Consider the following 23,772-nt stretch of genomic DNA (forward strand, 5'->3'; position numbering starts at 1 on the left):
CAAGCGGTGCGGCTGAAGCCAGCAGCGCAGCGGCAAGTGCCAATCGGTTCATGGTGTTCTCCCTCTCCGCTGCGCAGTGTGGCGCATCGGGGGGAGGGAATGCAAGCACCCCTTTGCTCCCCTCCCCTTGGGGAGGGGCTGGGGGTGGGGGCTCTGCCCTATAGACCGTGGAGCCCCCACCCCCGACCCCTCCCCGCTGGGGAGGGGAGCTAGGCAGTCAGCCCAGCCCTATGGCACAAAGCCCCGCGCTGGTGGTGAGCACCGCCACCGCCTCGCCATCATTGACCCGGTCGAGCCGCTTGACGAGTTCGCCGAGGCCGTAGCCGGTGTCCGGCTCGCCATCCTGCGCGGCCATGCCTTGGCGCAGCTTCCACAGCTGAGGAATGGTGAGCCGTTCCACCATGCGCTGCGCCATGCAGCCAGCGCGGTTCTCGCCGATGCCCGACTGCACCAGCGCGGATTTCACCTGCATTTCGATCAGCGGGTTGGCGAGGCCGGTATACACCGCCCCGCCCACCAGCGCGGCCAGCACCGCGATCCGCACCAACAGCTTCATCATGCAGACAACCGTATCAGTCCAGCGACTTGACGATTTCCTCGACCATCTTCTTGGCGTCGGCCAGCAGCATGACGGTCTGGTTCATGTAGAACACGTCGTTATCGACCCCGGCATAGCCGACGCCCCCCATCGAACGCTTGATGAAGAACACCTGCTTGGCCTTGTCGACATCGAACACCGGCATCCCGTAAATGGGGCTGGATTTGTCGGTCTTGGCCGCCGGGTTCACAACGTCGTTCGCGCCGATGATGAAGGCGACATCGCACTGGGCGAATTCGGAGTTGATGTCCTCCAGCTCGAAGACCTCGTCATAGGGCACGCTGGCTTCGGCGAGGAGCACGTTCATGTGCCCCGGCATACGGCCCGCGACGGGGTGGATGGCGTACTTCACCTCCACGCCCTTTTCCTTCAGCTTGTCGCCCATTTCGCGCAGCGCGTGCTGGGCCTGGGCCACCGCCATCCCGTAACCGGGGATGATGATGACTTTTTCGGCCTGTTCGAGCATGTAGGCCGCATCTTCCGCAGAGCCCTGCTTGTAGGGCCGCTGTTCGCGCGCGCCGCCCGCACCGCCCGCTTCGGGGGCCGCGCCAAAGCCGCCTGCGATCACCGAAATGAAGCTGCGGTTCATCGCGCGGCACATGATGTAGCTGAGGATCGCCCCTGAAGAGCCCACCAGCGCGCCGGTGATGATCATCGCGCTGTTGCCCAGCGTGAAGCCCATCGCCGCCGCCGCCCAGCCGGAATAGGAGTTCAGCATCGACACCACGACCGGCATATCCGCCCCGCCGATCGGGATGATCAGCAGGAAACCGATGATGAAGGCCAGCACGGCGACCGCAAGGATCATCCAGCCCTCACCCGCGCCGCCCTGCGGCGAAACGGTGTAGAGCGCGATCAGGCCGAGGATTGCCGCCAGCGTGCCAAGATTGATGACATGCCGCCCCGGCAGCATGATCGGCGAACCGCCCATCCGGCCCGACAGCTTGAGGAAGGCAATGACCGAGCCCGAGAACGTTATCGCGCCGATGGCAATGCCGAGGCCCAGTTCCACGCGGCTGACGGCAAGGATCTGCCCGGCTGCATCGACGATCCCGAAGGATTGCGGATCAAGCCACGCGCCAAAGCCCACCACGACCGCCGCCAGACCAACCAGCGAGTGGAAGCCCGCAACCAGTTCCGGCATCGCGGTCATGGCGATACGGCGAGCGATCACCACGCCAATCGCCCCGCCGATGGCGACAGCAATCAGAATTTCGGCGATGTTCGCAATGTCATGCGTGACCAGCGTTGTGGCGACTGCAATCGCCATGCCGATCATACCATTGCGGTTGCCCGTCTGGCTGGTGGCCGGGCTGGAAAGCCCGCGCAGCGCGAGGATGAAGAATACGCCGGAAACAAGGTAGGCCAGCATCGCCCAGGCCGGCGTGCCGCCTTCGCCAGCGACGCCCGCTGCAAGAATGGAGAAGCTCATCTCTTACTTCCCCTTCTTCTTGTACATCGCGAGCATGCGCTGTGTCACAGCGAAGCCGCCGAAGATGTTGATGCTCGCAAGCACCACGCCGAACAGACCAAGATACTTGGCAATCGGGCTATTCGCCTCAGCCGAAGCGATCAGCGCGCCGACGATGATGACGGACGAGATCGCATTGGTCACCGCCATCAGCGGGGTGTGCAGCGCCGGGGTCACCGACCAGACGACGTAATAGCCCACAAAGCAGGCCAGCACGAAGATCGAAAGGATAGATATGAAGTCCACTAATTAGCCTCCCCGGCACGGGGAGGGGGACCAGCCGCAGGCTGGTGGAGGGGACTCGCCGTGCGCGCGACAATGGCGTCAGCCGTGTCGACACAATCGCGCAGCACCCGCTGCGCCGAGACCCTCAGAACCCTGAACCCGTTTTCCTTCAAAAACGAAATGCGCCGGTCGTCAAACTTGGCGCGGTCGATATTGTCATGCACGCCGCCGTCGACCTCGACCACGAAGCGCTCGGACAGGCAGCAGAAATCGACCACGTAGGGGCCGATGGGATGCTGCCTGCGAAATTTGAACCCGCGAGGGCGCTGGCGGAGCGATTGCCAGAGCATCCGTTCGGGAAGCGACATGTCCTTCCGCAACTTGCGGGCCAGAACGACTTCAGGCCGCGCGACGAACCGCGAATCCCCACCACCACGCTGCGCGCGGTCCCCCTCCCCGTTCCGAGGAGGATTTTGGCGGTCAGCGTTCAACCCGCCAGCCTCTCGTTCACAACCTTGCCGCTCTGCGTCAGGCGGATGGCCGTGCCGATTTCCTCATCCAGCACGGGACGGCCAGCTTCCTTGTCCCAGAAGGCGCTGAGGAAGTTGTAATGGTTGCGCGCAAACAGTGCCGAGGCGTCGGCGGGAAGCGCGGCGGGGGTGTTGGCGTAGCCGATGATCTTCACGCCGTGACGGATCACGACTTCATCAGGCTTGGAGCCTTCCACGTTACCGCCCTGCGCCACCGCGAGATCGAAGATCACGCTGCCGGGCTTCATCGTCGCAATCTGCGCGTCGGTGACAAGGCGCGGGGCGGCCCGGCCCGGGATCAGCGCGGTGGTGATGACGATGTCCTGCTTGGCGATGTGCGACGAGATCAGCTCGGCCTGGGCCTTCTGGTATTCCTCGCTCATTTCGGTGGCATAGCCGCCCGAACCTTCGCCTTCGATGCCCGCGACATTCTCGACGAAGATCGCCTTGGCGCCCAAGGACTGGATCTGTTCCTTGGTGGCGGAGCGCACGTCGGTGGCCGAAACCTGCGCACCCAGCCGCCGCGCGGTGGCAATCGCCTGAAGCCCCGCGACGCCCACACCCATGATGAAGGCGCGCGCTGCCTGCACGGTGCCGGCCGCGGTCATCATCATCGGAAAGGCGCGGCCATAGGCATCCGCTGCCGCCAGCACGGCCTTGTATCCGGCAAGGTTGGATTGCGAGGACAACACGTCCATACTTTGCGCGCGGGTGATGCGCGGCATGAATTCCATGCTCAACGCTTCCAGCCCGGCAGCGGCATAGGCGTCCACCCGCTCGCGCGCCGTGAAGGGATCGAACAGCGCCGCCACCCATGCGCCCGGCTTTGCGCCCGCCAGCAGCGCCACATCGGGCGCCTGAATGCCAAGCACGATGTCCGCATCCTTCACGCAAGTTGCCGCATCGGCAACCGTCGCTCCGGCTTCGGCATAGGCATCGTCGGTGATCGAAGCGATGACCCCGGCCCCCGTCTCTACCGCGACCGAGCAGCCCAGCGCCGCAAACTTCTTGGCCGTTTCCGGCGTGACAGCGACGCGCGTCTCGCCCGAAGCGCGCTCTTTCAGGATGGCGATTTTCACTGGTGCGGCGGCTTAACTGGCGATTGCCGAAACGACGACAAGCACGATCACCGCAATTACCGGGACGGCCCATTTCAGCGTCGCCATGAAGCCGCCATAGGTGGCTTCGGCCTTTTCCATGTCGTGAACGTTCATCTCGTTTATTTCCCCTTGGGCTCTCGAACGCGCGCCAGCGCGATTGGTTGCCGAATGGTTAGCGAAAAAATCCGGGCCGCAAAGCCCGTGTCCGTTCCCGTATCGAAGCCAGCCTGCTATCTCAAGTCACCTTTAGTGAGAGGCCAGTCGCAAGCATCATTCTGCCGCACCGGCCATCTGTCCCGCCGCGGCACAGCTTTAATCCCGTTTTTACCTCCCCGTCCTATGCAGGGACAACATGGTCGCTACGGGTCACACGCCCGCACGACGAGGGAAAGCGAGCGGCACGATTGATGGCTGAGATGGATTGCCACCCCGAAGCAACGGAAGACGCGCGAATCGTCATGCTGATCGATGATGAGCCTGCACAATCGCGGCTGATCACCGCGATCGCTGCGCGTGATGGCTGGCGCACGATTGTCGCATCCGATGCTGAGACCGCGATTGCGATGCTGGGCACGCGCGAAGGGATGCAGCTTTCCGCGATCCTGCTCGATCAATGGGTGCCGGGCGATGATGCCTGCCAATTGATCGCTGAACTGAAATCACGCCGCCCTGCCCTGCCGATCCTGATGCTGACCACCAGCGCATCGCCACTGCTGGCGGTCGAAGCGATGCGGGCGGGCGCTTCGGATTATCTGGTTAAACCCGTGTCGCCCGACCGGCTGATGGAAGCGCTGCGCACCGTCACCACCCGCGAAGCGCCCCGCGATGAGCTCGCCCCGCTGACCGAAAAAATGTCCGCCAGCCTCGATTTCGATGCGATGATCGGCACCGCGCCGCAATTTCGCGCTGCCTTGGCGCAGGCGGCCAAGGCGGCACGCGGGCACGGCCATGTGCTGATCGAAGGCGAAACCGGCACCGGCAAGGAAATGCTGATGCGCGCGATGCACGGCGCATCGCCGCGTGCGAAAGAAGCGCTGCGGATCATCAACCTTGCCAGCGTTCCGCCCGGATCGATCGATTCGGTGCTGTTCGGCCATGAACCCGGCAGCTTTCCCGGCGCCTTCGACCGCCAGATCGGCGCGTTCCAGCATTGCGATGGCGGCACGCTGATCCTTGACGAAATCGACCGGCTGACCCCGATGCTCCAGCAGCGCCTTGCCGAAGCGCTGGAGACCGGGATCATCCGGCCCGTCGGCGCAAGCTATGGCTTCCGCGTCGATGTGCGGCTGCTGGTTACCAGCAATATCGGGCTGGAACGCATGGTGGCGGCCGGGCAGTTTGATGCAGGCCTTGCCGCAAGGCTGGGCGCGACCCGGATCGTGCTGCCGCCCTTGCGGGATCGCACGGGGGACATCCCGGCGCTGACCCGCCATTTCCTTGCCCGCATCGGCGAGCAACCGGGCCTCAACCACCTTTCCGTCTCCGATTCCGCACTCGCCTTGCTGGCCGCCTATGACTGGCCGGGCAATGTCCGCCAGCTGCAATCGGTGTTGTTCCGCGCGGCGGTCTATTGCGAGAGCAATTCGCTGGGCGCCGACAGCTTCCCGCAATTGTCCGAGATGCTTGGCGAACAGGGCAGCGTCACCGTGGCGAGCGCGCATGAGGGCGTGGGCGTGATGCTTTACACCCCCGACGGCAACCTGCGCCCGCTCGAAGAAATCGAGGCTGACGTGATCCGCCTCGCCATCGGCCATTATCGCGGGCGCATGACCGAGGTGGCGCGCAGGCTGGGGATCGGACGCTCGACATTGTATCGCAAGCTTTCCGATCTGGGGATTGATAACGCGGCTTGATTGGCAGGCCTGCCGGGCTTAGCCCGTGGACATGACACAGATTCAAGATTTCGCCGGGCGCTCGGCGCTCGTCACCGGAGCCGCTTCAGGGATCGGCGCGGCCTGTGCCCGGGCGCTGGCGGCGTGCGGGGCGGCCAAGCTGGTGCTGGTCGATGTCGATGCCGCCGGTTTGGACGCGCTCGACCTGTCGGGGTGCGAGGTGCACCGCATCGTGGGCAGCGTCGCTGACGAGGCGCTGTGGCAGGGGCTGGAACCCGCCTTGACCGGTCTCGACCATGCCGTGGTCAACGCAGGAATCGGTTCGGGCGGGCCGATTGCCAGCATTTCACCGTCGGAATGGCGCCGCGTGATGGCCGTAAACCTTGATGGCGCATTCCTGACGCTGGCCTCCTCGCTGCGGGCGATGGCCGGCAAAAGCGGCAGCGTGGTGGTGGTGGCATCAACCACCGGAATCAAGCCGGTCGCCGGCATCGGCCCCTACGGCGTCTCCAAGGCAGCGGTGGCGCACATGGCCCGCATCGCCGCGGTCGAAAACGCCAGAAAAGGCATTCGCGTCAATGCGATAGCCCCCGGCGGGGTCGACACCGCAATCTGGGAAAGCGGCGATGATTTCAACGCCTCGGTCGCCGCCATCGGGCGCGAGGCGACGCTGAAGGCGATGGCGAAAACGACCCCGCTGGGCCGCTTCGCCTCGTCCGAGGAAATGGCGGACAGCATCCTGTATCTGCTCAGCGATGCTGCCGCCAATATCACCGGTCACGTCATGGTATCAGACGGCGGCTTTACGCTATGAAGGATTGGCCCTGCGCCAATCCTACACCAAGTCCTTGAAATGTTTCACGTGAAACATTGCGCGAACATCACCAGCTGAACATTTGTTCGGCCAGCGTCGCGCTCTGATTGCTTTTCAGCGTCATGGTCAGGCGCTTGGCCTTCCAGTCGATATCGACCAGCCCGTAATTCTCGATCGGGAAGAACGGCGTGAGGCGCGCCGGATCGGGTTCGCGCGCGGTGCTTTTTTCAATGTCGTCACCGAACGCCAGGTTGAGCGAGGAACTGGTCAGCTCCCACATGGTCTCACCCTTGTGCGCGGTCTTGTAGATGCCCGCCGCGTGGCGATCGCCCGACAGGATCACCAGCCCGCTCGCCTCGCGCGCCGTCAGCAGATCGAGCAGCCGGTTGCGTTCGACCGGCATATTGGTCCAGCCTTCAAACTGGTGCGCGGTGGTAATGACCTGCGTTGAGGAAACCACGATCCTGAGGTCGGCGGGCTTGGCCAGTTCCTGCTCCAGCCAGGCCCACTGCACCTCGCCCAGCATGGTCTTGTCGAGGCTTTCGTCCGGCAGATAGCTGCCGAGCGGCGGGCGGTCCTTGGTCCAGGCGGCGCGTTTCAGGTCTGACCGGAAATAGCGCGTATCGAGCAGGATCACCTGCACCCGCTTGCCTTCCGGCCCGGTGATGCTGCTTTCGTAAACGCCGGGGCGCGAACGGACGGCGTCGGACGAACCCCAGAACGTCTCGAACAGAGTCTCGCCCCAGCGGCGGAACGGGAAACCGCCGCCGGCATCGTTCAGGCCGTAATCATGGTCATCCCACGTCGCCATCATCGGGAACCGCGCGCGAAAACCGGTGAATTCGGGGTGCGAGGCTTGCAGCGCATAGGCCGAACGCAGGCTTTCCAGACCGGCATCGGCGTTCCAGCCATTATCGCCGTACACATTGTCGCCGATCATCAGAAACAGCTGCGGATTGGCCGAAGCGATCTGCGCCCACATATGCTGGGGCGCGCTCTGGTGGTTGCAGCTGCCAAAGGCAATCCGCGTCAGCGTGGTCGCCGGGGACAGCGCCGGGTTGGGCCCGGCCACCGGCATCTCCACCTGCTGGCGCAGCGCCTCGTAATAGGGGGCAAGCAACTGATCGGGGGTGACGCTGACCGGCACCGGCGCGGTGTTGACCGGCGCGGGCTCATCATCATGGGCCATGATGGGCGCGGCCATCAGACCGGCAGTGGCAAGGGCAGTGGCGGCAAGCAGGATGCGGCGCATGGGGAAGCTCCTTGGGGGGACGAATGGGGATCTATTGCCCCTGCTCCGTGACAGAAGCGTGGCAGCAGGAAAAGAGGCTTAGAGCGGCGCCAGCGTGCTGAAATCGGTCAGGCCCGCATCGCGCAAGCCCCGCCAAACATTGCGCGCCTGCACCGTTTCAGCCACGTCATGCACGCGCAGCAGATGGACGCCGGCCTCCATCCCCTTGATCGCCAGCGCGATGGAACCGGCAAGGCGCTGACCCGCAGCTTCCTCAGCTGACAGCGCCCCGATCATCCGCTTGCGGCTTGCCCCCAGCATCAGCGGGCTGCCCAGCGCGTGAAACAGCGGCAGCGCATTCATTAGCGCGAGGTTATCCGCCAGCGATTTGCCAAAGCCGATGCCCGGATCAAGGATGATGCGATCCTCGGCAACCCCTGATGCCACAGCCTTGGCGCGGGCGGCCTTGAGGAAATCGAAGACATCGCTGACCACATCGGCATAGGCCGCGCCCTTGTGCAAGTCCTCGCCCGCGCCCGGCGCATGCATCAGCACCACGGGGCACCCGCTGGCCGCCACCACTTCGATGCTGCGCGGATCATAGCGCAGCGCCGACACGTCGTTTGCGATATGCGCGCCCGCAGCCAGCGCTGCTGACAGCACGCCCGCACGCCGGGTGTCGACGCTGATGGCGGCCCCCATGCTGGCGCAGTATTCCACCGCCGGAACCACGCGGGCGATTTCCTCGTCCTCGAAAGTGGCCGCAGCGCCCGGACGGGTGCTTTCCCCGCCGATGTCGATGATCGCCGCGCCCGCTTCCAGCATGGCGGCGGCGTGGGCACGGCCCGCGTCAGCGGTGTCATGCAGGCCGCCGTCCGAAAAGCTGTCCGGCGTGACGTTGAGGATGCCCATGATCTGGGGCTGGTCCAGCCGGACGGTGCGGCTGCCAAGGTGCAGGGGTGCGTGGGCTTTCCTGAGGTTCGCCCATTGCGCTGCGGCATCATCCGCCAGCGAACCTGCCAGCCGTGCAAGCGCCGCCTCGATCTCTTTGGGCGTGCCGACAAACCGATCCGCCACCGCGCGCCCATCGCGCAGCACCAGCGCAAATTCGCGGGCATAGGCCATTGATCCGCCAAGCCTGACCGCATCGCCCTCCACCATTTGCGGGCCGGAAACAAAGGTGATGGGATGAATGTAAACGCTGTCAGCCATGCTGCGGGGCTTACGCGGGCAGCGGCCCGGCGCAAAGCCCGCGTTGCGGCGCTGCCAACAGTCGCGCACGAAAAAGGCCGCGCCCCATGCGGGGGGCGCGGCCTTGTGAGCCTGTGGCCCGGCGCGGATTACCCGCCGAACTTGACGCGCACGCCCGCCGTCAGCAGCGACTGGCCGGTCTCCACACCCAGCGTCGCCGGCAGCAGATTAAGCGGCACTTCGGCGGTATCGGTGCGGTCGCGCCAGGTGTACTGGCCGAAGACCTCGGCAGTGTCCGACAGCGCGAAGCTGGCCCCTGCCATCAGCTGATAGGCAAGCCCGCCATCATTTTCATCGGCAACATCCACGCCCGAGGGTCGATACTTGATGTCGGCCCACTGGTAGCCAAGGCCCGCCCCGACAAAGGGCTTGAAGCCCGAACCGGTGTTGATGTCGTAAAAGACGTTCCCGAACAGGCCGTAATTGGCGACGCGGCCCTGCCCGTCGTCGAGCACCGCGCCGACCGTGGGGTTGGCCGCTGCCGGTTCGCCGCGGGTGAGGACGGCGACATCGGCATTGTCGATATTGGTGCCGCCGACCGTCAGACCGGAATGGCGATCAATGCCGTAGCGGGTGTATGATCCCTCCAGTTCAAGCCGGACGCCGTTGTCGAAGGCATAACCGACCTGCCCGTTGATGGCATAGCCGGTGTCGAATTCGGTCTTCCAGCCGACCGAGGTGTCCGCCGGGATCGCGGCGAAATCGTCAGTCGCGGGAACAGCGGTATCAAAGGCCCCGCTGTTGTTGCTGTCGCCGGGCAGCGAAACGCCCCCGCTCAGCCCGATATAGGGTCCTTCGGCCTGCACAGCAGCGGCGGAGGCAGCGGCAATGGCAGCTGCGCTGACGGCGATCAGGCGGAACCTTCGGATGTTGTTCATGATGTTTCCTCTTGCGTGGTGCGCCCGCCATAGGGGTTGGCGGCGCGCCAGTGCTACGCTTGAGGACCGGATGGGTTGTCGCCGGATGCGACGACTTGTGCCTCAGTCGCGGCTACCTGCAAACAGGCGAAGCTGTTCATATTGCAGCAATGTTTTACCCAAAGCGGCGCTAGTCTTCCGCAGCAAGCAGGTACAGCTGGCGGGCGGCGTCGATCGGCTGGACGTCCCCCCCGGTCTGGTAATGCCAGAACGTCCAGCCATTGCACGACGGCGCGCCTTGCAGGTCCTTGCCCAGCCCGTGGATCGATCCGGTTTTGCCGCCGCATTCCAGGCTGCCATCGGTGCGCACTGTCGCCATCCACCGGCGCTTCTTGTCGAACACCTGTGTTCCGGGCGGGATCAGCCCCGCCTCGACCACCGCCCCGAAAGCCACCTTCGGTGCAGTGCGCGCGCTTTGCATTGTGGTGAGCGCGCTTTCATCCAGCGGCAGCTCCTTGGCGATCCGCTTCATCGCGACCTCGCGGTAGAAATCCTCCCGCTCGCAGCCGATCCATTCGCGGCCCAAACGCTTGGCGACCGCGCCGGTGGTGCCGGTGCCGAAGAAGGGATCGAGCACCACGTCGCCCTTCTCGGTCGTCGCCAGCAGCACGCGGTAGAGCAGCGCTTCGGGCTTCTGGGTCGGGTGGGCCTTCTTGCCATTTTCCTTGAGCCGCTCCCCGCCCGCGCAGATCGGCATCACCCAGTCAGAACGCATCTGAAGCTCGTCGTTCAGCGTCTTCATCGCGCGGTAATTGAAGTGGTAGCGCGCCTTTTCGCCCATGCTCGCCCAGATCAGCGTTTCATGCGCGTTGGTGAAGCGGGTGCCGCGGAAGTTGGGCATCGGATTGGTCTTCCGCCAGACGATGTCGTTCAAGATCCAGAACCCCAGATCCTGCAAGATGCTGCCGACGCGGAAGATGTTGTGGTAGCTGCCGATCACCCACAATCCGCCATCGGGCTTGAGCACGCGGCGCGCCTCGGTCAGCCATTCACGGGTGAACTTGTCATACACCGCCATGCTGGCGAACTGGTCCCAGTGATCGGTCACCGCATCGACATGGCTGCCGTCGGGCCGGTTGAGATCGCCGCCCAATTGCAGATTATAGGGCGGATCGGCGAAGACCAGATCGACGCTGTTGGTGGGGAGCGAGCGCATCGCTTCGATGCAATCGCCCGGCAGGATACGGCCCAGAGGCAAATCACGCCGCAAATCGAGTGCGCGCGCAGTTTCCGGCGTCTTTACAACGCTTTTTGCCCGCGACTTAACTTTTTCTATCACACTCACCGTCTTGATCCCGCCTGCTATCACATGCACTTATCCACAGGCATGAGTCTTTGAAGAGTCGGCGTCAAGCGACTAATTTTTCAACGCTTGTCCGCGGCGATCTGGCAGCGTGCGGAACGAAACGAGTCCGCCACAAGATGTAGAGTCCGGCGCGCAGCGCAGGACTCCAGATGCAGGGGTGTGGCGGGGAGGACTCACATCTGGCTTATCCGTCACCCCAGCGAACGCTGGGGCCTATGGCCGCAAGCGTCGCACTTCGCCGCTCTAGGCCCCAGCTTTCGCTGGAATGACGTTAGGGGCTGATGGTCGCCTAAATCAGCGACAATTGCGCCACGGGCGCAAAGCTGCGGCGGTGCAAGGGGGTCGCGCCGTGCACCCGCAGCGCTTCCATGTGCTCCGCGGTGCCGTAGCCCTTATTGCGTTCCCACCCATAGTGCGGGTGCGCAGCGGCGGCTTCCAGCATCATCCGGTCGCGCCATTCCTTGGCGATGATCGAGGCGGCCGAAATGCACGGCTCGGTCCCGTCGCCGCCCACGATCGCGCGGGCGGGCCACCGCCACTCGGCGCAGCGCCCTTGCGGGGTCATGTTGCCATCGATCAGCACAATGTCCGGCGCTGCCCCCAGCGCCCCCGCCAAGGCATCGGCCAGGCTGGCGACCGCGCGGGTCATGGCCAGCATGGTCGCCATGAAGATATTGACCCGGTCGATCTCCTCGGGCTCGACCACCGCCACCGCCCAGCCGCAGCTCGCCCGGATCGCGGGGTCGAGCACAGCGCGCCGCTTTGCCGAAAGGCGCTTGGAATCATCGAGCCCCGCAGGTATCGCCTCCCCCAGAACCACCGCCGCGGCCACCACCGGCCCGGCCAACGGACCGCGGCCAGCTTCGTCAACCCCGATGACGACCGTCTTGCCTGCGTGCCTGAAACCCGGAGTGACCCCTAGCATGATCCGTTCTGCCCGATTGTTCGCTGCTCTTTCCGTCTCCGCGCTGGCGCTGGCAAGCTGCGCCAATGCCGAAGGTGGGGAAACCGCCCCGCCCGCTGCGGCATCGACCATGCCGTTTGCGGCCGAAAAGGTCGCCGTTTTCAATGAGCCTTGGGCCATCGCCTTTGCTCCGGGCACAGGGGTGCTGTTCGTCACCGAAAAGGCTGGCACCATCAAGGTTGTCGATACGGCCACCGGTTCGGTCGGCACTGTCAGCGGAGCGCCGACGGTTGATTTCGGTGGTCAGGGCGGTCTGGGCGATGTCGCCTTCCTGCCCGCTGAAGCCTCGGCCACGCTGGGCCGCCGCACGATCTATCTGAGCTGGGCCGAAGCCGGCGAAGCCGACACGCGCGGGGCTGTGGTCGGCAAGGGAACGCTGGTGTGCAGCGCAACCACCACCTGCGCCATCGAAGGCCTGAACGTGATCTGGCGCCAGACCCCCAAGGTCACCGGGCGCGGGCATTATTCGCACCGCATCACCTTTTCGCCGGACGGCAAGTATCTCTACGTCGCCAGCGGCGAGCGGCAGAAGATGCAGCCTGCGCAGGATACCACCAACACGCTCGGCACGATCGTGCGCCTCAACCTGGATGGGACGCCCGCCGCCGGTAACCCGATGGCGGACAAGGGCGGGGTCACCGCCGAAATCTGGTCCTATGGCCATCGCAACATCCTTGGCATGGACTGGGACGCTGAGGGACGCCTGTGGGAAGTAGAGCATGGCCCGGCCGGCGGCGACGAGCTCAATCTGGTCAAACCCGCTGCCAATTATGGCTGGCCGGTCCGGTCCAATGGCGACCATTATAATGGCGACCCGATCCCCGATCACGCCGCCGATGATGGCTTTGCCCAGCCCGCGACCAGCTGGAACCCGGTGATCGCGCCCGGTGACATGCTGATCTACAGCGGCGACATGTTCCCGACCTGGAAAGGCCATGCGCTGATGGCAGGGCTCGCCAGTCAGGCCATCGTCGATGTCGCAATCGACGGCGAAACAGCGCGCGAAGTCACCCGCCACGAATTCGACCGGCGCCTGCGCTCGATCGCGCAGGGCCCTGACGGCGCGCTGTGGGTAGCCGAGGACGGCGAAGACGCCAATCTGCTGAAACTCACTGCCCGCTGATGGCCAGCACCACTGCCACGCTGATCCCGCTCGAAGCGGTCGATCCTGCTATGGTCGAAGCGGTGCTGGACCGGGCTTTCGGCCCCGACCGCCACGCGCGCACGGCCTACCGGATCCGGGAAGGCATGCCGTGGCTGCCGGGCCTCAGCCTTGCTGCGCTCGACGAGGATGACATGCTGGTCGGCACGATCCAGTGCTGGCCGATCGGCTTGCAGACCAAGCAGGGTCAGGTGCCGCTCGTAATGGTCGGGCCGGTCGCGGTCGTGCCCGAACGGCAGGGCGAAGGCTTTGGCGTCGGCCTGATGAGCGCGATGATTGCGGAGGATGCGCGGCTCGCGGCTTCGGGCGGGCGGGCGCTGCCCCAGGTGTTGATCGGCGATGCGGAATATTACGGACGCTGGGGCTTTTCCGCGGCGCTGACAGGCGGCTGGCGCTGCCCCGGCCCCTATGAACAGCATCGCCTGCTGGCGCGCGGCACCGCCCTTGCCGCGATGCCCGCCGAGGGGATGCTGGGGCCGTGGCTTGTTGCGTGATCACGCGCCGTAAGGCCGCGTGATCTCCTCGCTCCCGCGGCCTCACGGCCGCATCGCTGCGGGCGGCCGGTCGGCCTTGCGATTTGCCTGCGGCAAACCGAACCGGCGCTTAAGCTCTTCACCTTCCCTCCCGCATCTGGCATCCCGTTGAAACCATGCCCTACGAACCGCCCCCATACCTTGCCAGCCTGACCCTTGCCGAAATCGCGGCGCTGGTGGCTGACCGCAAGCTCCCCCCGGTGGAAGGCTGGGCTCCGCAGATCATCGGCGAAAGTCACATGGTGATCGCCGCCGACGGCACATGGTTTCACGAAGGCGGCGTGATCCGGCGCGAGGCGATGGTGCGGGCCTTTGCGGGCCTGCTGACGCGGGACGATGCAGGCCATCACTGGCTTGTCACCCCGTTCGAGAAACTCGCCATCGAAGTGGAAGACGCAGCCTTTATCGCCACCGATTGCGTTCGCGCCGATGATGCGCTGGTGTTCCGGCTCAACACCGATGACATCGTGATCGCCGGGCCAGACCACGCGCTACGCGCTGCTGGCACCGCCGAAGAGCCTGCCGCCTACCTCCATGTCCGGCGCGGGTGCGAGGCGCGATTGAACCGGTCGACCTGGGCGCAGCTCGCTGACATCGCGCTGGCCGAAGGGGCCGAGGCCAACGGCTGGCAGATCACCAGTCAGGGCAAGGCTTTTCGCCTGCTGCCATGAGCCTTTACGACCACCTCGCCGCTGCCTTTGCGCAAGGCCATGCGCGCGATATTCCCGATCTGCTGAGCGACGCGCATTTCGCCCGCGATGGCCGCGCCACGCCTGCCGCGGTGCTGATCGCGATCACCGATGTGCCGCATGATCCGCAAGTCATCCTGACCCAGCGCCCCCGCGCGATGCGCGATCATCCGGGGCAAGTCGCCTTTCCCGGCGGCAAGATCGATCCGGGCGAAGACGCCATCACGGCCGCCTTGCGCGAGGCGGAAGAGGAACTGGCCCTGCCCCGCAGCGCGGTCCGCGTGATCGGCACCAGCGATGTCTACCATACCGGCACCGGCTTTCTGGTGACCCCGGTGATCGGCGTTGTCCCACAGGGGTTGCCACTGGTTCCCAGCCCGACCGAAGTGGAAGCATGGTTTGAAGCGCCGCTCCACCTGCTGCTCGATCCGGCCAGCTGGACCACCAACGAGGTGTTCTGGCGCGGGGCGAACCGGCGCTATCTCGAACTCGAATGGCAGGGGTTCCGCATCTGGGGCGTGACGGCTGCGATCATCGCCAACCTGTCGCGCCGCATCACGCTGGAAGGATTGCGCGATGCTGCGTGATCTGGCCGGTGCCGAATGGCCGCGCCGTGCGGGGCTGGCCGCGCTGGCAGCGGCGCTGGGGGCCGAGAATATCCGCTGGGTCGGCGGGGCCGTGCGTGACGGGCTGCTGGGCGTTGCCGCCCATGATGTCGATTGCGCCACCACGCTGCGGCCCGAAGACGTGATCGCCGCCTGCAAGCGCGCCGGGCTCCGCACCGCGCCGACCGGGATCGAGCACGGCACGGTGACCGTCATCCTCAAGGACGGCCCGGTCGAAGTCACCACCCTGCGCCGCGATGTCGCCACCGATGGCAGGCGCGCCACCATCGCCTTTGCCAGCGACTGGAGCGAGGATGCCGCCCGGCGCGACTTCACTATCAACGCGCTCTATGCCCATCCTGAAACGCTGGCGATTGCCGACTATTTCGGCGGTCTTGATGATCTTCGCGAAGGCCGGGTGCGCTTCATCGGGGACGCACGCCAGCGGATCGCCGAAGACCACCTGCGCATCCTGCGCTACTACCGCTTCCAGACCCGGTTCGGCGCCGCGCTGGACGAGGCAGCGGAAACCGCCTGCGCTGACCTTGCCCACACCTTGAAGGGCCTGAGCCGTGAGCGGATCGCGGCGGAATTGCTGGCGCTGTTGGCGCTGCCAGATCCGCACCCCACCATCGCCCGGATGCGGGAGCGGGGCGTGCTCGGCGTGATCCTGCCCGAAGCCTGCCCCGCGCAGGTGGCAGCGCTCGCCCGGTTGATTGCCGCCGAAAGCGCGCAGGGCTTTGCACCTGATCCGATCCGGCGGCTGGCCGCGCTGCTGCCGCCCTCGCCCGATGTCGCCGAAACTGTCGCGGCGCGCCTGCGCCTGTCCAAAGCCCAGCGCACCCGGCTGGTGAATGCGGCCGAACGGACAGCCCATGATTCCGCCAACGCCAAGGCGCTGGCCTATCGCCTGACCCCCCCGCTGGCGATCGACCGCCTGCTGCTGGAGGGCGCCGATGCCCGTGGGCTGGACCGCTGGGCGGTTCCCCAGTTCCCGCTGAAAGGCGGCGCCATTGTCGCGCGCGGAGTGACCGCCGGGCCATCCGTCGCACGTCTGCTGCAAGCCGTCGAAGCGCGCTGGGTTGGCGAGGGCTTTCCGCAAGGCGAACGAATCGAAGCGCTGCTGGCCGAAGAATTGGCTAAACGGCCCCAGCCTTAACTGCGGCGGGGCAAACAGGGCCAAAACCGCGACGGACGGGCCATTTGCGCTATCTCCAGCGGTTGTCCGCGCTGCCGAACGCGGGTTACATTTCCTGACGCGGGCAGGTCGGATGTGGTCTTCACAGGCGCTCCGGCCACCCTCGTCAAGGCCTCTGGGCCTATCGCTGCGACACGATGTTGGTCGCCCTCGCCCGCGTGTCCCCTGCCGGGCGTGCCGCAGCTTCGGCACGGCCCGACGATATGGAATGGGAGTTTGATGATGACGAAACTCAAGCTGGCGCTGCTGGCCGGTGCCCTTGCTATGACGCCCGCGGCAGCTTTCGCGCAGGATGTCGGCGCCACCATTTACGGCAATGATGGCAATGCCGTGGGCACCGTTACGGAAGTCAACGATCAGGTGGTCGTGATCGATACCGGCAAGCACAAAGCACCGGTTCCGGTCGGCATGGTGTTTGATGGCGAGAAAGGCAAAAGCGTCAACGCCACGCAAGCGCAGGTCAACACCATGATGGACGAGCGCACAGCGGAAGCCAACGCCAAGCGTGATGCCGCGCTGGTGCAAGGTGCATCGGTGGTGTCTGCTGGCGGAAGCGATGTCGGCACGCTGGCGGCTGTGGATCTGACCGCCGATGCCATCATGCTGCAAACCCCCGAGGGGCCGCTCAAGCTGAAGAAGGAGCATTTTGCGGTGAACCCGCAAGGCAAGCTGACCGTGCTCTACAGCAGCGAGCAAATCGCCAGTGCAGCTTCGGGCGGCAAGGCGCAAACCGCAACAGGCGGCGCGCGTTAAGCCAAGTTACCCGGCATGGGTGGGAATTGGGCTGCGCAAGGCAAGGCTTTGCGCAGCCCTTTTTTCCGGGCCTTAGTCAAACCGCCCTGATTTCGGGAAGCCCTGCGGCGGCATCCGTCCGGAAGCGCCGCGCGCGACCTTCCACATGCGGATTTCGGTTTCGGTGCGGGTGCGCTCGCCCGAGCCGCCCATCTTCCAGCTCAGCCCTTCGGCCAGCACGAAGGTGATCGCGTCCGACATCCCGCCATCGCGGTAACGCTGCAACTGCACACCCTGCCCGCGCGTCATCACCGGCAGTTCTTCCAGATTGAACACCACCAGCTTGCGATTGTCGCCGACACAGGCGACGTGATCGTGGGCATCGCCGATCTGTCGGATCACCTGAAGCCTTGCGCCGTCTTTCAGGTTGACCACCTGCCGCCCCTTGCGGGTTTCGGCCAGCAGCTCGTTCATTTCCGCGACGAAGCCTTTGCCGTGACTGGACGCAAGCAGCAGCTTGCCGCCGGGACGATGCACCATCATCGCGCTGACACTGGCATCGCTTTCCAGATCGAGCATCGTGCGCACCGGCTCCCCAAACCCGCGCGCGCCCGGCAGCTTGTCGCAGCCCAGCGTGTAGAACCGCCCGTCACTCGCCGCCAGCAGCAGCTTGTCGGTGGTCTGCGCGTGGAGGATAAAGGCCAGCCCATCGCCCTCCTTGTATTTGAACTCCTGATCCAATGGCACATGGCCGCTCGCCGCGCGGATCCAGCCCTTCTGGCTGAGGATCACCGTCACGGGTGCTTTCTCGATCATCGCGTCCATGCTGAACACCGCTGTCGGCGCAGCTTCGGCGATCAGCGTGCGGCGGCGACCCAGCGGCGTGTCCTCGGCGTAATCCTTGCGAAGGGCGCGCAGATCACGCTTCAGCCGGGTGCGCTGCTTGGCCGGGCTTTCGAGCAGGGCCTGCAAGTCGGCTTCCTCGGCGAGCAATTCGTCCTGCTCCTTGCGCAGCTGCATTTCTTCCAGCTTGCGCAAAGACCGCAGCCGCATGTTGAGGATGGCCTCGGCCTGCCGGTCGGTGAGGTCAAACTCGGCGATCATCACCGGCTTGGGTTCATCCTCGGTGCGGATGATTTCGATCACCCGGTCAAGATTGAGGAACGCGATGATGTAACCGCGCACCAGTTCCAGCCGGTTCGCGATCTGATCCAGCCGGTGCTGCGCCCGGCGCTGGAGGATATCGATCTGGGCCCGGGTCCAGCTGTCGAGCAGTTCCTTCAGCCCCATCACCATCGGGGTCCGGCCAAAGCCCGGCTGCGTGTCGAGCACGTTGAGGTTGAGGCTGAAGCGGGTTTCCAGATCCGTCAGCTTGAACAGGCTTTCCTTGAGTAACTCGGGATCGACATTGCGGCTTTTGGGCACGATCACGATGCGGATCGCAGTGTCGCTTTCGTCGCGCACGTCTTCGAGGATCGGCAGCTTGCGATCAGCGATAGCCTGCGCGATCTGTTCGATCAGCTTGCCCTTGGGCACCTGATAAGGGATTTCGCTGATGACCAGCTGCCATTGCCCGGCGCCCAGCCGCTCAATCCCGGCGGCGATATCATCGGGGTCCTTGGCTTCGGGCGCCAGGAACCGCCCCCGCAGCCGGAAGGCGCCGCGCCCGGTGCGATAGGCTTCAGTTATCGCGGCCGGACTGTCGATCACCTGTCCGCCGGTGGCAAAATCGGGGCCGCGAAACACCTCCATCAGCCGTTCATGCGTGACGCCGGGGTTGTCGATCAGCTCCAGTGTGGCGTCGATGATTTCCGCGACATTGTGGCTGGGGATGCTGGTCGCCATGCCCACCGCAATCCCGCTCGACCCGTTGGCGAGCAGATTGGGGAACAGGCCGGGGAAGATCTCGGGCTCGACCTCCTCGCCATTATAGGTGGGGATGAAATCGACCGTGCCTTCATCCAGCCCCGCCATCAGCGCCAGCGCGGTCTTGGTCAGGCGCGCTTCGGTGTAGCGGTAGGCGGCGGCATTATCGCCATCGACATTGCCGAAATTGCCCTGCCCTTCGACCAGCGGATAACGCAGGCTGAAATCCTGGGCGAGGCGCACCATCGCGTCATAAACGCTCGCATCGCCGTGCGGGTGATACTTGCCGATGACATCGCCGACCACGCGGGCGGATTTCTTGAAGGCATCGGTCGGGTTGAGCTTCAACTGGCGCATCGCCCACAGCAGGCGGCGGTGGACAGGCTTCAACCCGTCGCGCAGATCGGGCAGGCTGCGCGCGGTAATGGTGGACAGCGCATAGACCAGATACCGCTCAGACAGGGCGGCATCGAAAGGCGCATCGACGATGGCGTCGAACGGGTCTGAATCGGTGGTAACAGGATCGGCCATGACCCCCTGTCTAGCAACCCGCCGCGGCCGCCGGGAGAGGGGTTTCCACAGGGTTCGGCCCTGATGCCGCCCCGCCCCGGCCTGCCCTGTCCCGCCCCGCCCTGCCCCGGCCCCACCACGCACCACCGCGCCGGGCGGAACATCGCGGCCGCCGCGCCCCTTGGCCCATGCAATGTCACACACAGGAGACACAGCATGAAACCGATCCTCATCATCGCCACCGACGGGTTTGAACAGTCCGAACTGATGGAGCCCCAGCGCCTGCTGGAAGAAGCCGGTGCCCAGACGGTCGTCGCGAGCCTTCAGGCTGGCTCGATCAAGGGTTGGAACGACAAGGACTGGGGCGATAGCGTCACGGTTGATCGGCTGATTGCCGACGTGGCAGCGGATGATTACGCCGCGCTGCTGCTTCCCGGCGGGCAGATGAACCCCGATATCCTGCGGATGGACAAGGACGTGATCCGGCTGGTGCGCGACTTTGCCGCCGCGGCCAAGCCGATCGCGGCGATCTGCCACGCGCCCTGGCTGCTGATCGAAGCCGATATCGTCAAAGGCAAGGTGGTCACCGCATGGCCCTCGGTCCGTACCGATCTCGCCAATGCGGGCGCCACGGTGGTGGACCAGCAAGTCGCGGTCGATGGCAACCTCATCACCAGCCGCAAGCCCGATGACATCCCGGCCTTTACCGCCGCGCTGATCGACGCGGTTGGCCTCGGTAACGAAGGCGGCGCGGCCGAGCGCAAGCGCGCCTGACGCACTACATCCGCCGCGCGTCGCTGGCTTCGCCCGGCACGCTGACGGTGAGCCCGTCCATCTCGCCCGTCAGTTCGATCTGGCATGACAGGCGCGAGGTGCGGCGGGCTCCCGCAGCAAAATCGAGCATGTCTTCCTCCTCTTCCGAGGCAGGCGGCAGGCGGCCAAACCATTCGGGCGCGACAATCACATGGCAGGTCGAACACGCCATCTGCCCCTCGCAGGTGCCCTCCAGCGGCAAGCCTGCCGCCTGGCCTGCGCGCAGCAGATTGTCGCCCACCTCGCAGGCGGCGATCACCGGCTTGCCGTGCGGATCGACGAAAGTGACAGTGATGCTCACAGGCCTTGCTCCTTGGCAGCGGCGTTGATCAGGGCGGCAGCGGTTTCGATGTCTTCAGGCTTCGTATAGCGCCCGAAACCGAGGCGGATAGAGGACTTTGCTTCGCCGTCCGTCAGCCCGATCGCGCGCAGGACATGGCTGGGCCGCCCCGATCCGCTGGCGCAGGCACTGCCGGCGGAAAACATCACAGTCCGGCAGTCGCTCATCAATCGGCCCACATCAAGGCCATCCTTGCGGATGTTGAGATTGCCCTTCCAGCGATCAACCGCGCTGCCGTTCAGCGCCCAATCCGCAAACGCCTCTCGCGCAATGTTCCACAAATGTTCCACGTGAAACATTTGGTCGGAAAATCCCTCCTGCGCCGCCTGCGCCGCTGCGCCAAAGCCTGCGCAAAGGGCGGGCGACAAGGTGCCTGACCTAAAGCTAGCCTCCTGTCCGCCGCCCCACAGCAGGGGCTGGGGCGCGGCTGCATCCGGCCCGATCCACAGCGCGCCGATGCCCTTGGGCCCGTGGCACTTGTGAGCCGAGATCGCGATGTAATCCGCCGCCACCTCGACCGGGACCTTGCCATAGGCCTGGACGGCATCGACCAGCACTCTGGCCCCCACCTGGCGCGCGATGGCGACCACCGGGGCCAGCGGGTTGCGCACGCCGATTTCATTGTTGATCGCCATGACAGCGATGAGGCCGGTTGCAGGCGTGATCGCGGCTTGCAGCGCATCCAGATCGGCCCGGCCATCGGGGGTGACGGGCAGGATGGTGAAGCGCCGCCCCAGCGCTTCGACCACGCGCTGGCAATCGAGCACGGCGGCGTGTTCGGTGGCGAAGGTGATGACATCGCCCGGCGTGCCTTGCAGCACCATATTGATTGCCTCGGTCGCGCCGGAGGTGAAGATCAGCTTGCCGCCTGCAGGAAGCAGCGCCGCCACCCGTTCGCGCGCGGTCTCCACCGCGGCGGCGGCCATGCGGCCCATGCGGTGGGGCGAATGCGGGTTGCCGAAAGTGTCGCTGTCCGGCCCGCCCAGCCACCTGAGCATGGCTTCACGTGCTTCGGGGCACAGGGGCGTGGTGGATTGGTAATCGAGGTAGATCATCGGTTTCCCTATGCCTGACCTAACCCCTTTCGTCATCCCGGGCTTGACCCGGGACAAGGCTACCTTTCTTGTTCGCCGCAAGAAGCCTAGCCCCGGATCAAGTCCGGGGTGACGATGGGGGTTAAATGAGCGACCCCCAAGCCTCGGCAAACCGCTCTAGTTCCTCGGGCGTGGTCGACCACCCCAGGCTCACCCGGATCGTGCGCGCCGCGACATCATCGGGCACGCCAAAAGCATCGAGCACCCGGCTTTTCTTGAGTGTGCCCGAAGAACACGCGCTGCCCGCCGAGACGGCAAAGCCCATGGCGTCGAGGCGGATCAGCAGGGCTTGGGCACTGATGGTGGGGTGGGCGACGGCGAAGATGTGGGAGCATTGTGGCCCCATTACGATCCCCTCGCCCGCTGCCCAAATAGTCTGGCCGAAATCGAGCCGCTCGCTTTCGCTCGTCGCCCAGCTGTCCAGCCCGCCAGCCTCCAGTGCTGCTGCCATGCCCATCGCACCCGGCAGATTTTCGGTGCCTTGGCGATAACCGCGCTCGTGCCCGCCGCCCGGTTCAAGCAGGGAAAAATCACGCACCAGCAAAGCGCCGATACCAATCGGCCCGCCGAACTTGTGCGCACTGACCACGATCATGTCAGCATCAGGCAGCGGCCGCTTGCCCGCGCTCTGCGAGCAATCGGCAAGCAGCAACCCACTTGCTGCGCGCACCTGCCGCGCGAGGTCTTGGCTATGCTCAGAGCCCACATCGAGCATCCGTGTGCCGGTCTCGGAGTTGAGTGATTGGAGCGCGAAGATTGCTTTGCCCCGCCCCAGTGCTTCGCCAAGCGCCTCACGGTCAGGCTCCGCGCCAAAGGGCGGGATCGGAATAACCTCAGCATCCGGCGCCGCCCTGAACACCGCGTCATGCTCCACCGCGCTGACGATCCGGCGCTTCGCCTTTGCGCGGCCCAGCGCAATCCACAAAGCCTCGCTCGCGCCGCTGGTGAAGATCAGCTCCCCGTCCCACCCCAACGACCGCTTGATCCGCTCGCGCGCATCCTCCAGCGCGGCGCGCGCCTTGCGCCCCTCTGCATGGGGCGAAGATGGGTTGGCCCACAGCCGGAACCCCTCTTCCATCCCGGCCCGCGCTTCAGGGCGCAGGGGGCTGGTGGCGGCGTGATCGAGGTAGACCCGGTCGGGAATGGCGCGCATCCTGAGAAAAAATTGCGATTTCGGCGAGGCTGCCTATATAGGCCCGGCATTTTCCAGCGCCAGCCGGTGCCGCTTCTCGTTCATAAGGTTTACCGATGCCCTCAGTCATCTTCCCCGGCCCCGAAGGCCGTCTCGAAGGCCGTTTCTCGCCCCCGCCGCGCCCGCGCGCGCCCGTGGCGATGATCCTGCACCCGCACCCCGAAGGCGGCGGGACGATGAATGACCGGATCGTGCAACGGCTCTACAAGACCTTCGCCGACCGCGGCTTTGCCACCCTGCGCTTCAATTTCCGCGGCGTGGGCCGCAGCCAGGGCAGCTTTGATTCCGGCGTGGGCGAACTCAGCGATGCGGCCAGCGCGCTGGACTGGGTGCAATCGATCCACCCCGAAGCGCAAAGCACCTGGATCGCCGGTTACAGCTTCGGCGCGCTGATCGGGATGCAATTGCTGATGCGCCGCCCGGAAGTGCGCGGCTTCATCTCGGTTGCGCCGCCCGCCAACATGTATGATTTCAGCTTCCTAGCCCCCTGCCCCGCCAGCGGTATCTTCGTGCAGGGCGCGGCCGATACGGTGGTGCAGCCGGGCGCGGTGGTCAAACTGGTCGACAAGCTGCGCACCCAGAAGCACATCACCATCCACCACGAAGAAATCCCGCGCGCCAACCACTTCTTTGAGAACGAGCTGGACGAGATGATGCGCGCGGTCGACAATTACCTCGACTTCCGCCTCTCGCCGGACTGCCCGATCAAGTAGGTATTTCTGTGGGCGTGCCCGCCTCCTCGGGCACGCCTGCAAAAGTTACGAATGGTTTTCAGTCGCAACTCGAAACCATTTCGCCC

Annotated in this window: 25 protein-coding genes; 10 read left to right on the plus strand and 15 right to left on the minus strand. The window is 65.3% G+C overall.

All coding sequences use genetic code 11. The features are described from left to right. Positions 1-217: 217 nt before the first annotated feature. The 6 genes from C0V72_RS10605 to C0V72_RS16240 all read right to left on the minus strand — a co-directional run bounded on the left by C0V72_RS10605 (position 218) and on the right by C0V72_RS16240 (position 4,038). Positions 218-559, minus strand: coding sequence for a hypothetical protein (locus C0V72_RS10605; RefSeq protein WP_101794111.1), 342 nt, complete (start codon positions 557-559; stop codon positions 218-220). Between the two features lie 13 nt (positions 560-572). Next, positions 573-2,030, minus strand: coding sequence for an NAD(P)(+) transhydrogenase (Re/Si-specific) subunit beta (locus tag C0V72_RS10610; RefSeq protein ID WP_442792582.1), 1,458 nt, complete (start codon positions 2,028-2,030; stop codon positions 573-575). 3 nt (positions 2,031-2,033) lie between these two features. After that, positions 2,034-2,315, minus strand: a complete 282-nt coding sequence (locus C0V72_RS10615) for a proton-translocating transhydrogenase family protein (protein WP_067407592.1) — start codon at positions 2,313-2,315, stop codon at positions 2,034-2,036. After that, positions 2,315-2,674 (minus strand): endonuclease domain-containing protein, encoded by a 360-nt coding sequence (locus tag C0V72_RS10620; RefSeq protein ID WP_324761534.1) that lies wholly within the window; start codon positions 2,672-2,674, stop codon positions 2,315-2,317. The genes C0V72_RS10615 and C0V72_RS10620 overlap by 1 nt, the downstream gene beginning before the upstream one ends. A 107-nt stretch (positions 2,675-2,781) precedes the next feature. Beyond that, the gene (locus C0V72_RS10625; protein WP_101794112.1) at positions 2,782-3,903 is read right to left on the minus strand and encodes an NAD(P) transhydrogenase subunit alpha; all 1,122 of its coding nucleotides are present in this window, start codon (positions 3,901-3,903) and stop codon (positions 2,782-2,784) included. Between the two features lie 12 nt (positions 3,904-3,915). Beyond that, a complete protein-coding gene (locus tag C0V72_RS16240) occupies positions 3,916-4,038 on the minus strand; it encodes an aa3-type cytochrome c oxidase subunit IV (protein ID WP_143704572.1) in 123 nt (40 codons plus the stop codon). 302 nt (positions 4,039-4,340) lie between these two features. Between C0V72_RS16240 and C0V72_RS10630 the strand changes: the two genes are divergently transcribed. Both C0V72_RS10630 and C0V72_RS10635 read left to right on the plus strand, forming a co-directional pair. Next, complete coding sequence (locus tag C0V72_RS10630; RefSeq protein WP_101794113.1) at positions 4,341-5,777, plus strand: sigma-54-dependent transcriptional regulator; 1,437 nt, start codon at positions 4,341-4,343, stop codon at positions 5,775-5,777. A 31-nt stretch (positions 5,778-5,808) separates the two neighbouring features. Continuing rightward, positions 5,809-6,570, plus strand: a complete 762-nt coding sequence (locus tag C0V72_RS10635) for an SDR family NAD(P)-dependent oxidoreductase (protein WP_101794114.1) — start codon at positions 5,809-5,811, stop codon at positions 6,568-6,570. 67 nt (positions 6,571-6,637) lie between these two features. On the opposite strand, the gene C0V72_RS10640 is transcribed toward C0V72_RS10635, so the two are convergent. The 5 genes from C0V72_RS10640 to C0V72_RS10660 form a co-directional block, all read right to left on the minus strand. Beyond that, complete coding sequence (locus tag C0V72_RS10640; protein ID WP_233999902.1) at positions 6,638-7,822, minus strand: alkaline phosphatase D family protein; 1,185 nt, start codon at positions 7,820-7,822, stop codon at positions 6,638-6,640. A gap of 78 nt (positions 7,823-7,900) precedes the next feature. Continuing rightward, positions 7,901-9,013 (minus strand): dihydropteroate synthase, encoded by a 1,113-nt coding sequence (folP, locus tag C0V72_RS10645; RefSeq protein ID WP_101794115.1) that lies wholly within the window; start codon positions 9,011-9,013, stop codon positions 7,901-7,903. A 128-nt stretch (positions 9,014-9,141) separates the two neighbouring features. After that, positions 9,142-9,930 (minus strand): outer membrane protein, encoded by a 789-nt coding sequence (locus C0V72_RS10650; protein WP_101794116.1) that lies wholly within the window; start codon positions 9,928-9,930, stop codon positions 9,142-9,144. Positions 9,931-10,099: 169 nt separating this feature from the next. Beyond that, positions 10,100-11,254, minus strand: coding sequence for a site-specific DNA-methyltransferase (locus C0V72_RS10655; protein WP_101794156.1), 1,155 nt, complete (start codon positions 11,252-11,254; stop codon positions 10,100-10,102). 310 nt (positions 11,255-11,564) lie between these two features. After that, positions 11,565-12,200, minus strand: coding sequence for a ribonuclease HII (locus C0V72_RS10660; RefSeq protein ID WP_101794117.1), 636 nt, complete (start codon positions 12,198-12,200; stop codon positions 11,565-11,567). Here C0V72_RS10660 and C0V72_RS10665 point away from each other — a divergent pair. The 6 genes from C0V72_RS10665 to C0V72_RS10690 all read left to right on the plus strand — a co-directional run bounded on the left by C0V72_RS10665 (position 12,199) and on the right by C0V72_RS10690 (position 17,179). Beyond that, entirely contained in the window at positions 12,199-13,362 is a 1,164-nt protein-coding gene (locus C0V72_RS10665; protein ID WP_101794118.1) for a PQQ-dependent sugar dehydrogenase, read from the plus strand. The two genes, C0V72_RS10660 and C0V72_RS10665, sit on opposite strands and share 2 nt — an antisense overlap. Then, positions 13,362-13,895: a GNAT family N-acetyltransferase gene (locus tag C0V72_RS10670; RefSeq protein WP_101794119.1), complete on the plus strand. Its 534-nt coding sequence runs from the start codon at positions 13,362-13,364 to the stop codon at positions 13,893-13,895. Before C0V72_RS10665 ends, C0V72_RS10670 begins: the two co-directional genes overlap by 1 nt. A gap of 155 nt (positions 13,896-14,050) precedes the next feature. Further along, positions 14,051-14,605 carry a DUF1285 domain-containing protein gene (locus tag C0V72_RS10675; RefSeq protein WP_101794120.1) on the plus strand — a complete coding sequence of 185 codons (555 nt, stop codon included), beginning with the start codon at positions 14,051-14,053 and terminating at the stop codon, positions 14,603-14,605. Further along, a complete protein-coding gene (locus C0V72_RS10680; RefSeq protein ID WP_101794121.1) occupies positions 14,602-15,210 on the plus strand; it encodes a CoA pyrophosphatase in 609 nt (202 codons plus the stop codon). Before C0V72_RS10675 ends, C0V72_RS10680 begins: the two co-directional genes overlap by 4 nt. Continuing rightward, the gene (locus C0V72_RS10685; RefSeq protein ID WP_101794122.1) at positions 15,200-16,387 is read left to right on the plus strand and encodes a CCA tRNA nucleotidyltransferase; all 1,188 of its coding nucleotides are present in this window, start codon (positions 15,200-15,202) and stop codon (positions 16,385-16,387) included. The genes C0V72_RS10680 and C0V72_RS10685 overlap by 11 nt, the downstream gene beginning before the upstream one ends. A 261-nt stretch (positions 16,388-16,648) precedes the next feature. Next, positions 16,649-17,179 (plus strand): hypothetical protein, encoded by a 531-nt coding sequence (locus C0V72_RS10690; protein WP_143704573.1) that lies wholly within the window; start codon positions 16,649-16,651, stop codon positions 17,177-17,179. A 72-nt stretch (positions 17,180-17,251) separates the two neighbouring features. Here C0V72_RS10690 and parC read toward each other — a convergent pair whose 3' ends face one another. After that, a complete protein-coding gene (parC, locus tag C0V72_RS10695) occupies positions 17,252-19,555 on the minus strand; it encodes a DNA topoisomerase IV subunit A (protein ID WP_101794124.1) in 2,304 nt (767 codons plus the stop codon). 195 nt (positions 19,556-19,750) lie between these two features. On the opposite strand from parC, the gene C0V72_RS10700 reads away from it, so the two are divergent. Further along, positions 19,751-20,308 (plus strand): type 1 glutamine amidotransferase domain-containing protein, encoded by a 558-nt coding sequence (locus C0V72_RS10700; protein ID WP_101794125.1) that lies wholly within the window; start codon positions 19,751-19,753, stop codon positions 20,306-20,308. Positions 20,309-20,312: 4 nt separating this feature from the next. Here C0V72_RS10700 and C0V72_RS10705 read toward each other — a convergent pair whose 3' ends face one another. The 3 genes from C0V72_RS10705 to C0V72_RS10715 form a co-directional block, all read right to left on the minus strand. Further along, entirely contained in the window at positions 20,313-20,648 is a 336-nt protein-coding gene (locus tag C0V72_RS10705) for a 2Fe-2S iron-sulfur cluster-binding protein (protein WP_101794126.1), read from the minus strand. Continuing rightward, positions 20,645-21,742: a cysteine desulfurase family protein gene (locus tag C0V72_RS10710; protein WP_101794127.1), complete on the minus strand. Its 1,098-nt coding sequence runs from the start codon at positions 21,740-21,742 to the stop codon at positions 20,645-20,647. The genes C0V72_RS10705 and C0V72_RS10710 overlap by 4 nt, the downstream gene beginning before the upstream one ends. Positions 21,743-21,863: 121 nt before the next feature. After that, on the minus strand, positions 21,864-22,859 hold the full coding sequence (locus C0V72_RS10715; protein ID WP_442792583.1) for a cysteine desulfurase family protein: 996 nt from the start codon (positions 22,857-22,859) through the stop codon (positions 21,864-21,866). A 170-nt stretch (positions 22,860-23,029) separates the two neighbouring features. Between C0V72_RS10715 and C0V72_RS10720 the strand changes: the two genes are divergently transcribed. Then, entirely contained in the window at positions 23,030-23,686 is a 657-nt protein-coding gene (locus C0V72_RS10720) for an alpha/beta hydrolase (protein ID WP_101794129.1), read from the plus strand. The last annotated feature ends 86 nt before the right edge of the window (positions 23,687-23,772 follow it).

The organism is Porphyrobacter sp. TH134 (genome assembly GCF_002855495.1).
GTDB lineage: Bacteria > Pseudomonadota > Alphaproteobacteria > Sphingomonadales > Sphingomonadaceae > Erythrobacter.

Excerpts from the sequence above, each read along its gene's own strand:
- parC (WP_101794124.1), bottom strand. The coding sequence starts at position 19,555 with ATGGCCGATCCTGTTACCACCGATTCAGACCCGTTCGACGCCATCGTC.
- C0V72_RS10605 (WP_101794111.1), bottom strand. The coding sequence starts at position 559 with ATGATGAAGCTGTTGGTGCGGATCGCGGTGCTGGCCGCGCTGGTGGGC.
- C0V72_RS10630 (WP_101794113.1), top strand. The coding sequence starts at position 4,341 with ATGGATTGCCACCCCGAAGCAACGGAAGACGCGCGAATCGTCATGCTG.
- C0V72_RS10680 (WP_101794121.1), top strand. The coding sequence starts at position 14,602 with ATGAGCCTTTACGACCACCTCGCCGCTGCCTTTGCGCAAGGCCATGCG.
- C0V72_RS10720 (WP_101794129.1), top strand. The coding sequence starts at position 23,030 with ATGCCCTCAGTCATCTTCCCCGGCCCCGAAGGCCGTCTCGAAGGCCGT.
- C0V72_RS10690 (WP_143704573.1), top strand. The coding sequence starts at position 16,649 with ATGACGAAACTCAAGCTGGCGCTGCTGGCCGGTGCCCTTGCTATGACG.
- C0V72_RS10710 (WP_101794127.1), bottom strand. The coding sequence starts at position 21,742 with ATGATCTACCTCGATTACCAATCCACCACGCCCCTGTGCCCCGAAGCA.
- C0V72_RS10635 (WP_101794114.1), top strand. The coding sequence starts at position 5,809 with ATGACACAGATTCAAGATTTCGCCGGGCGCTCGGCGCTCGTCACCGGA.
- C0V72_RS10640 (WP_233999902.1), bottom strand. The coding sequence starts at position 7,822 with ATGCGCCGCATCCTGCTTGCCGCCACTGCCCTTGCCACTGCCGGTCTG.
- C0V72_RS10715 (WP_442792583.1), bottom strand. The coding sequence starts at position 22,859 with ATGGAAGAGGGGTTCCGGCTGTGGGCCAACCCATCTTCGCCCCATGCA.
- C0V72_RS10610 (WP_442792582.1), bottom strand. The coding sequence starts at position 2,030 with ATGAGCTTCTCCATTCTTGCAGCGGGCGTCGCTGGCGAAGGCGGCACG.
- C0V72_RS10665 (WP_101794118.1), top strand. The coding sequence starts at position 12,199 with ATGATCCGTTCTGCCCGATTGTTCGCTGCTCTTTCCGTCTCCGCGCTG.
- C0V72_RS10650 (WP_101794116.1), bottom strand. The coding sequence starts at position 9,930 with ATGAACAACATCCGAAGGTTCCGCCTGATCGCCGTCAGCGCAGCTGCC.
- C0V72_RS10675 (WP_101794120.1), top strand. The coding sequence starts at position 14,051 with ATGCCCTACGAACCGCCCCCATACCTTGCCAGCCTGACCCTTGCCGAA.
- C0V72_RS10700 (WP_101794125.1), top strand. The coding sequence starts at position 19,751 with ATGAAACCGATCCTCATCATCGCCACCGACGGGTTTGAACAGTCCGAA.
- folP (WP_101794115.1), bottom strand. The coding sequence starts at position 9,013 with ATGGCTGACAGCGTTTACATTCATCCCATCACCTTTGTTTCCGGCCCG.
- C0V72_RS10660 (WP_101794117.1), bottom strand. The coding sequence starts at position 12,200 with ATGCTAGGGGTCACTCCGGGTTTCAGGCACGCAGGCAAGACGGTCGTC.
- C0V72_RS16240 (WP_143704572.1), bottom strand. The coding sequence starts at position 4,038 with ATGAACGTTCACGACATGGAAAAGGCCGAAGCCACCTATGGCGGCTTC.
- C0V72_RS10670 (WP_101794119.1), top strand. The coding sequence starts at position 13,362 with ATGGCCAGCACCACTGCCACGCTGATCCCGCTCGAAGCGGTCGATCCT.
- C0V72_RS10685 (WP_101794122.1), top strand. The coding sequence starts at position 15,200 with ATGCTGCGTGATCTGGCCGGTGCCGAATGGCCGCGCCGTGCGGGGCTG.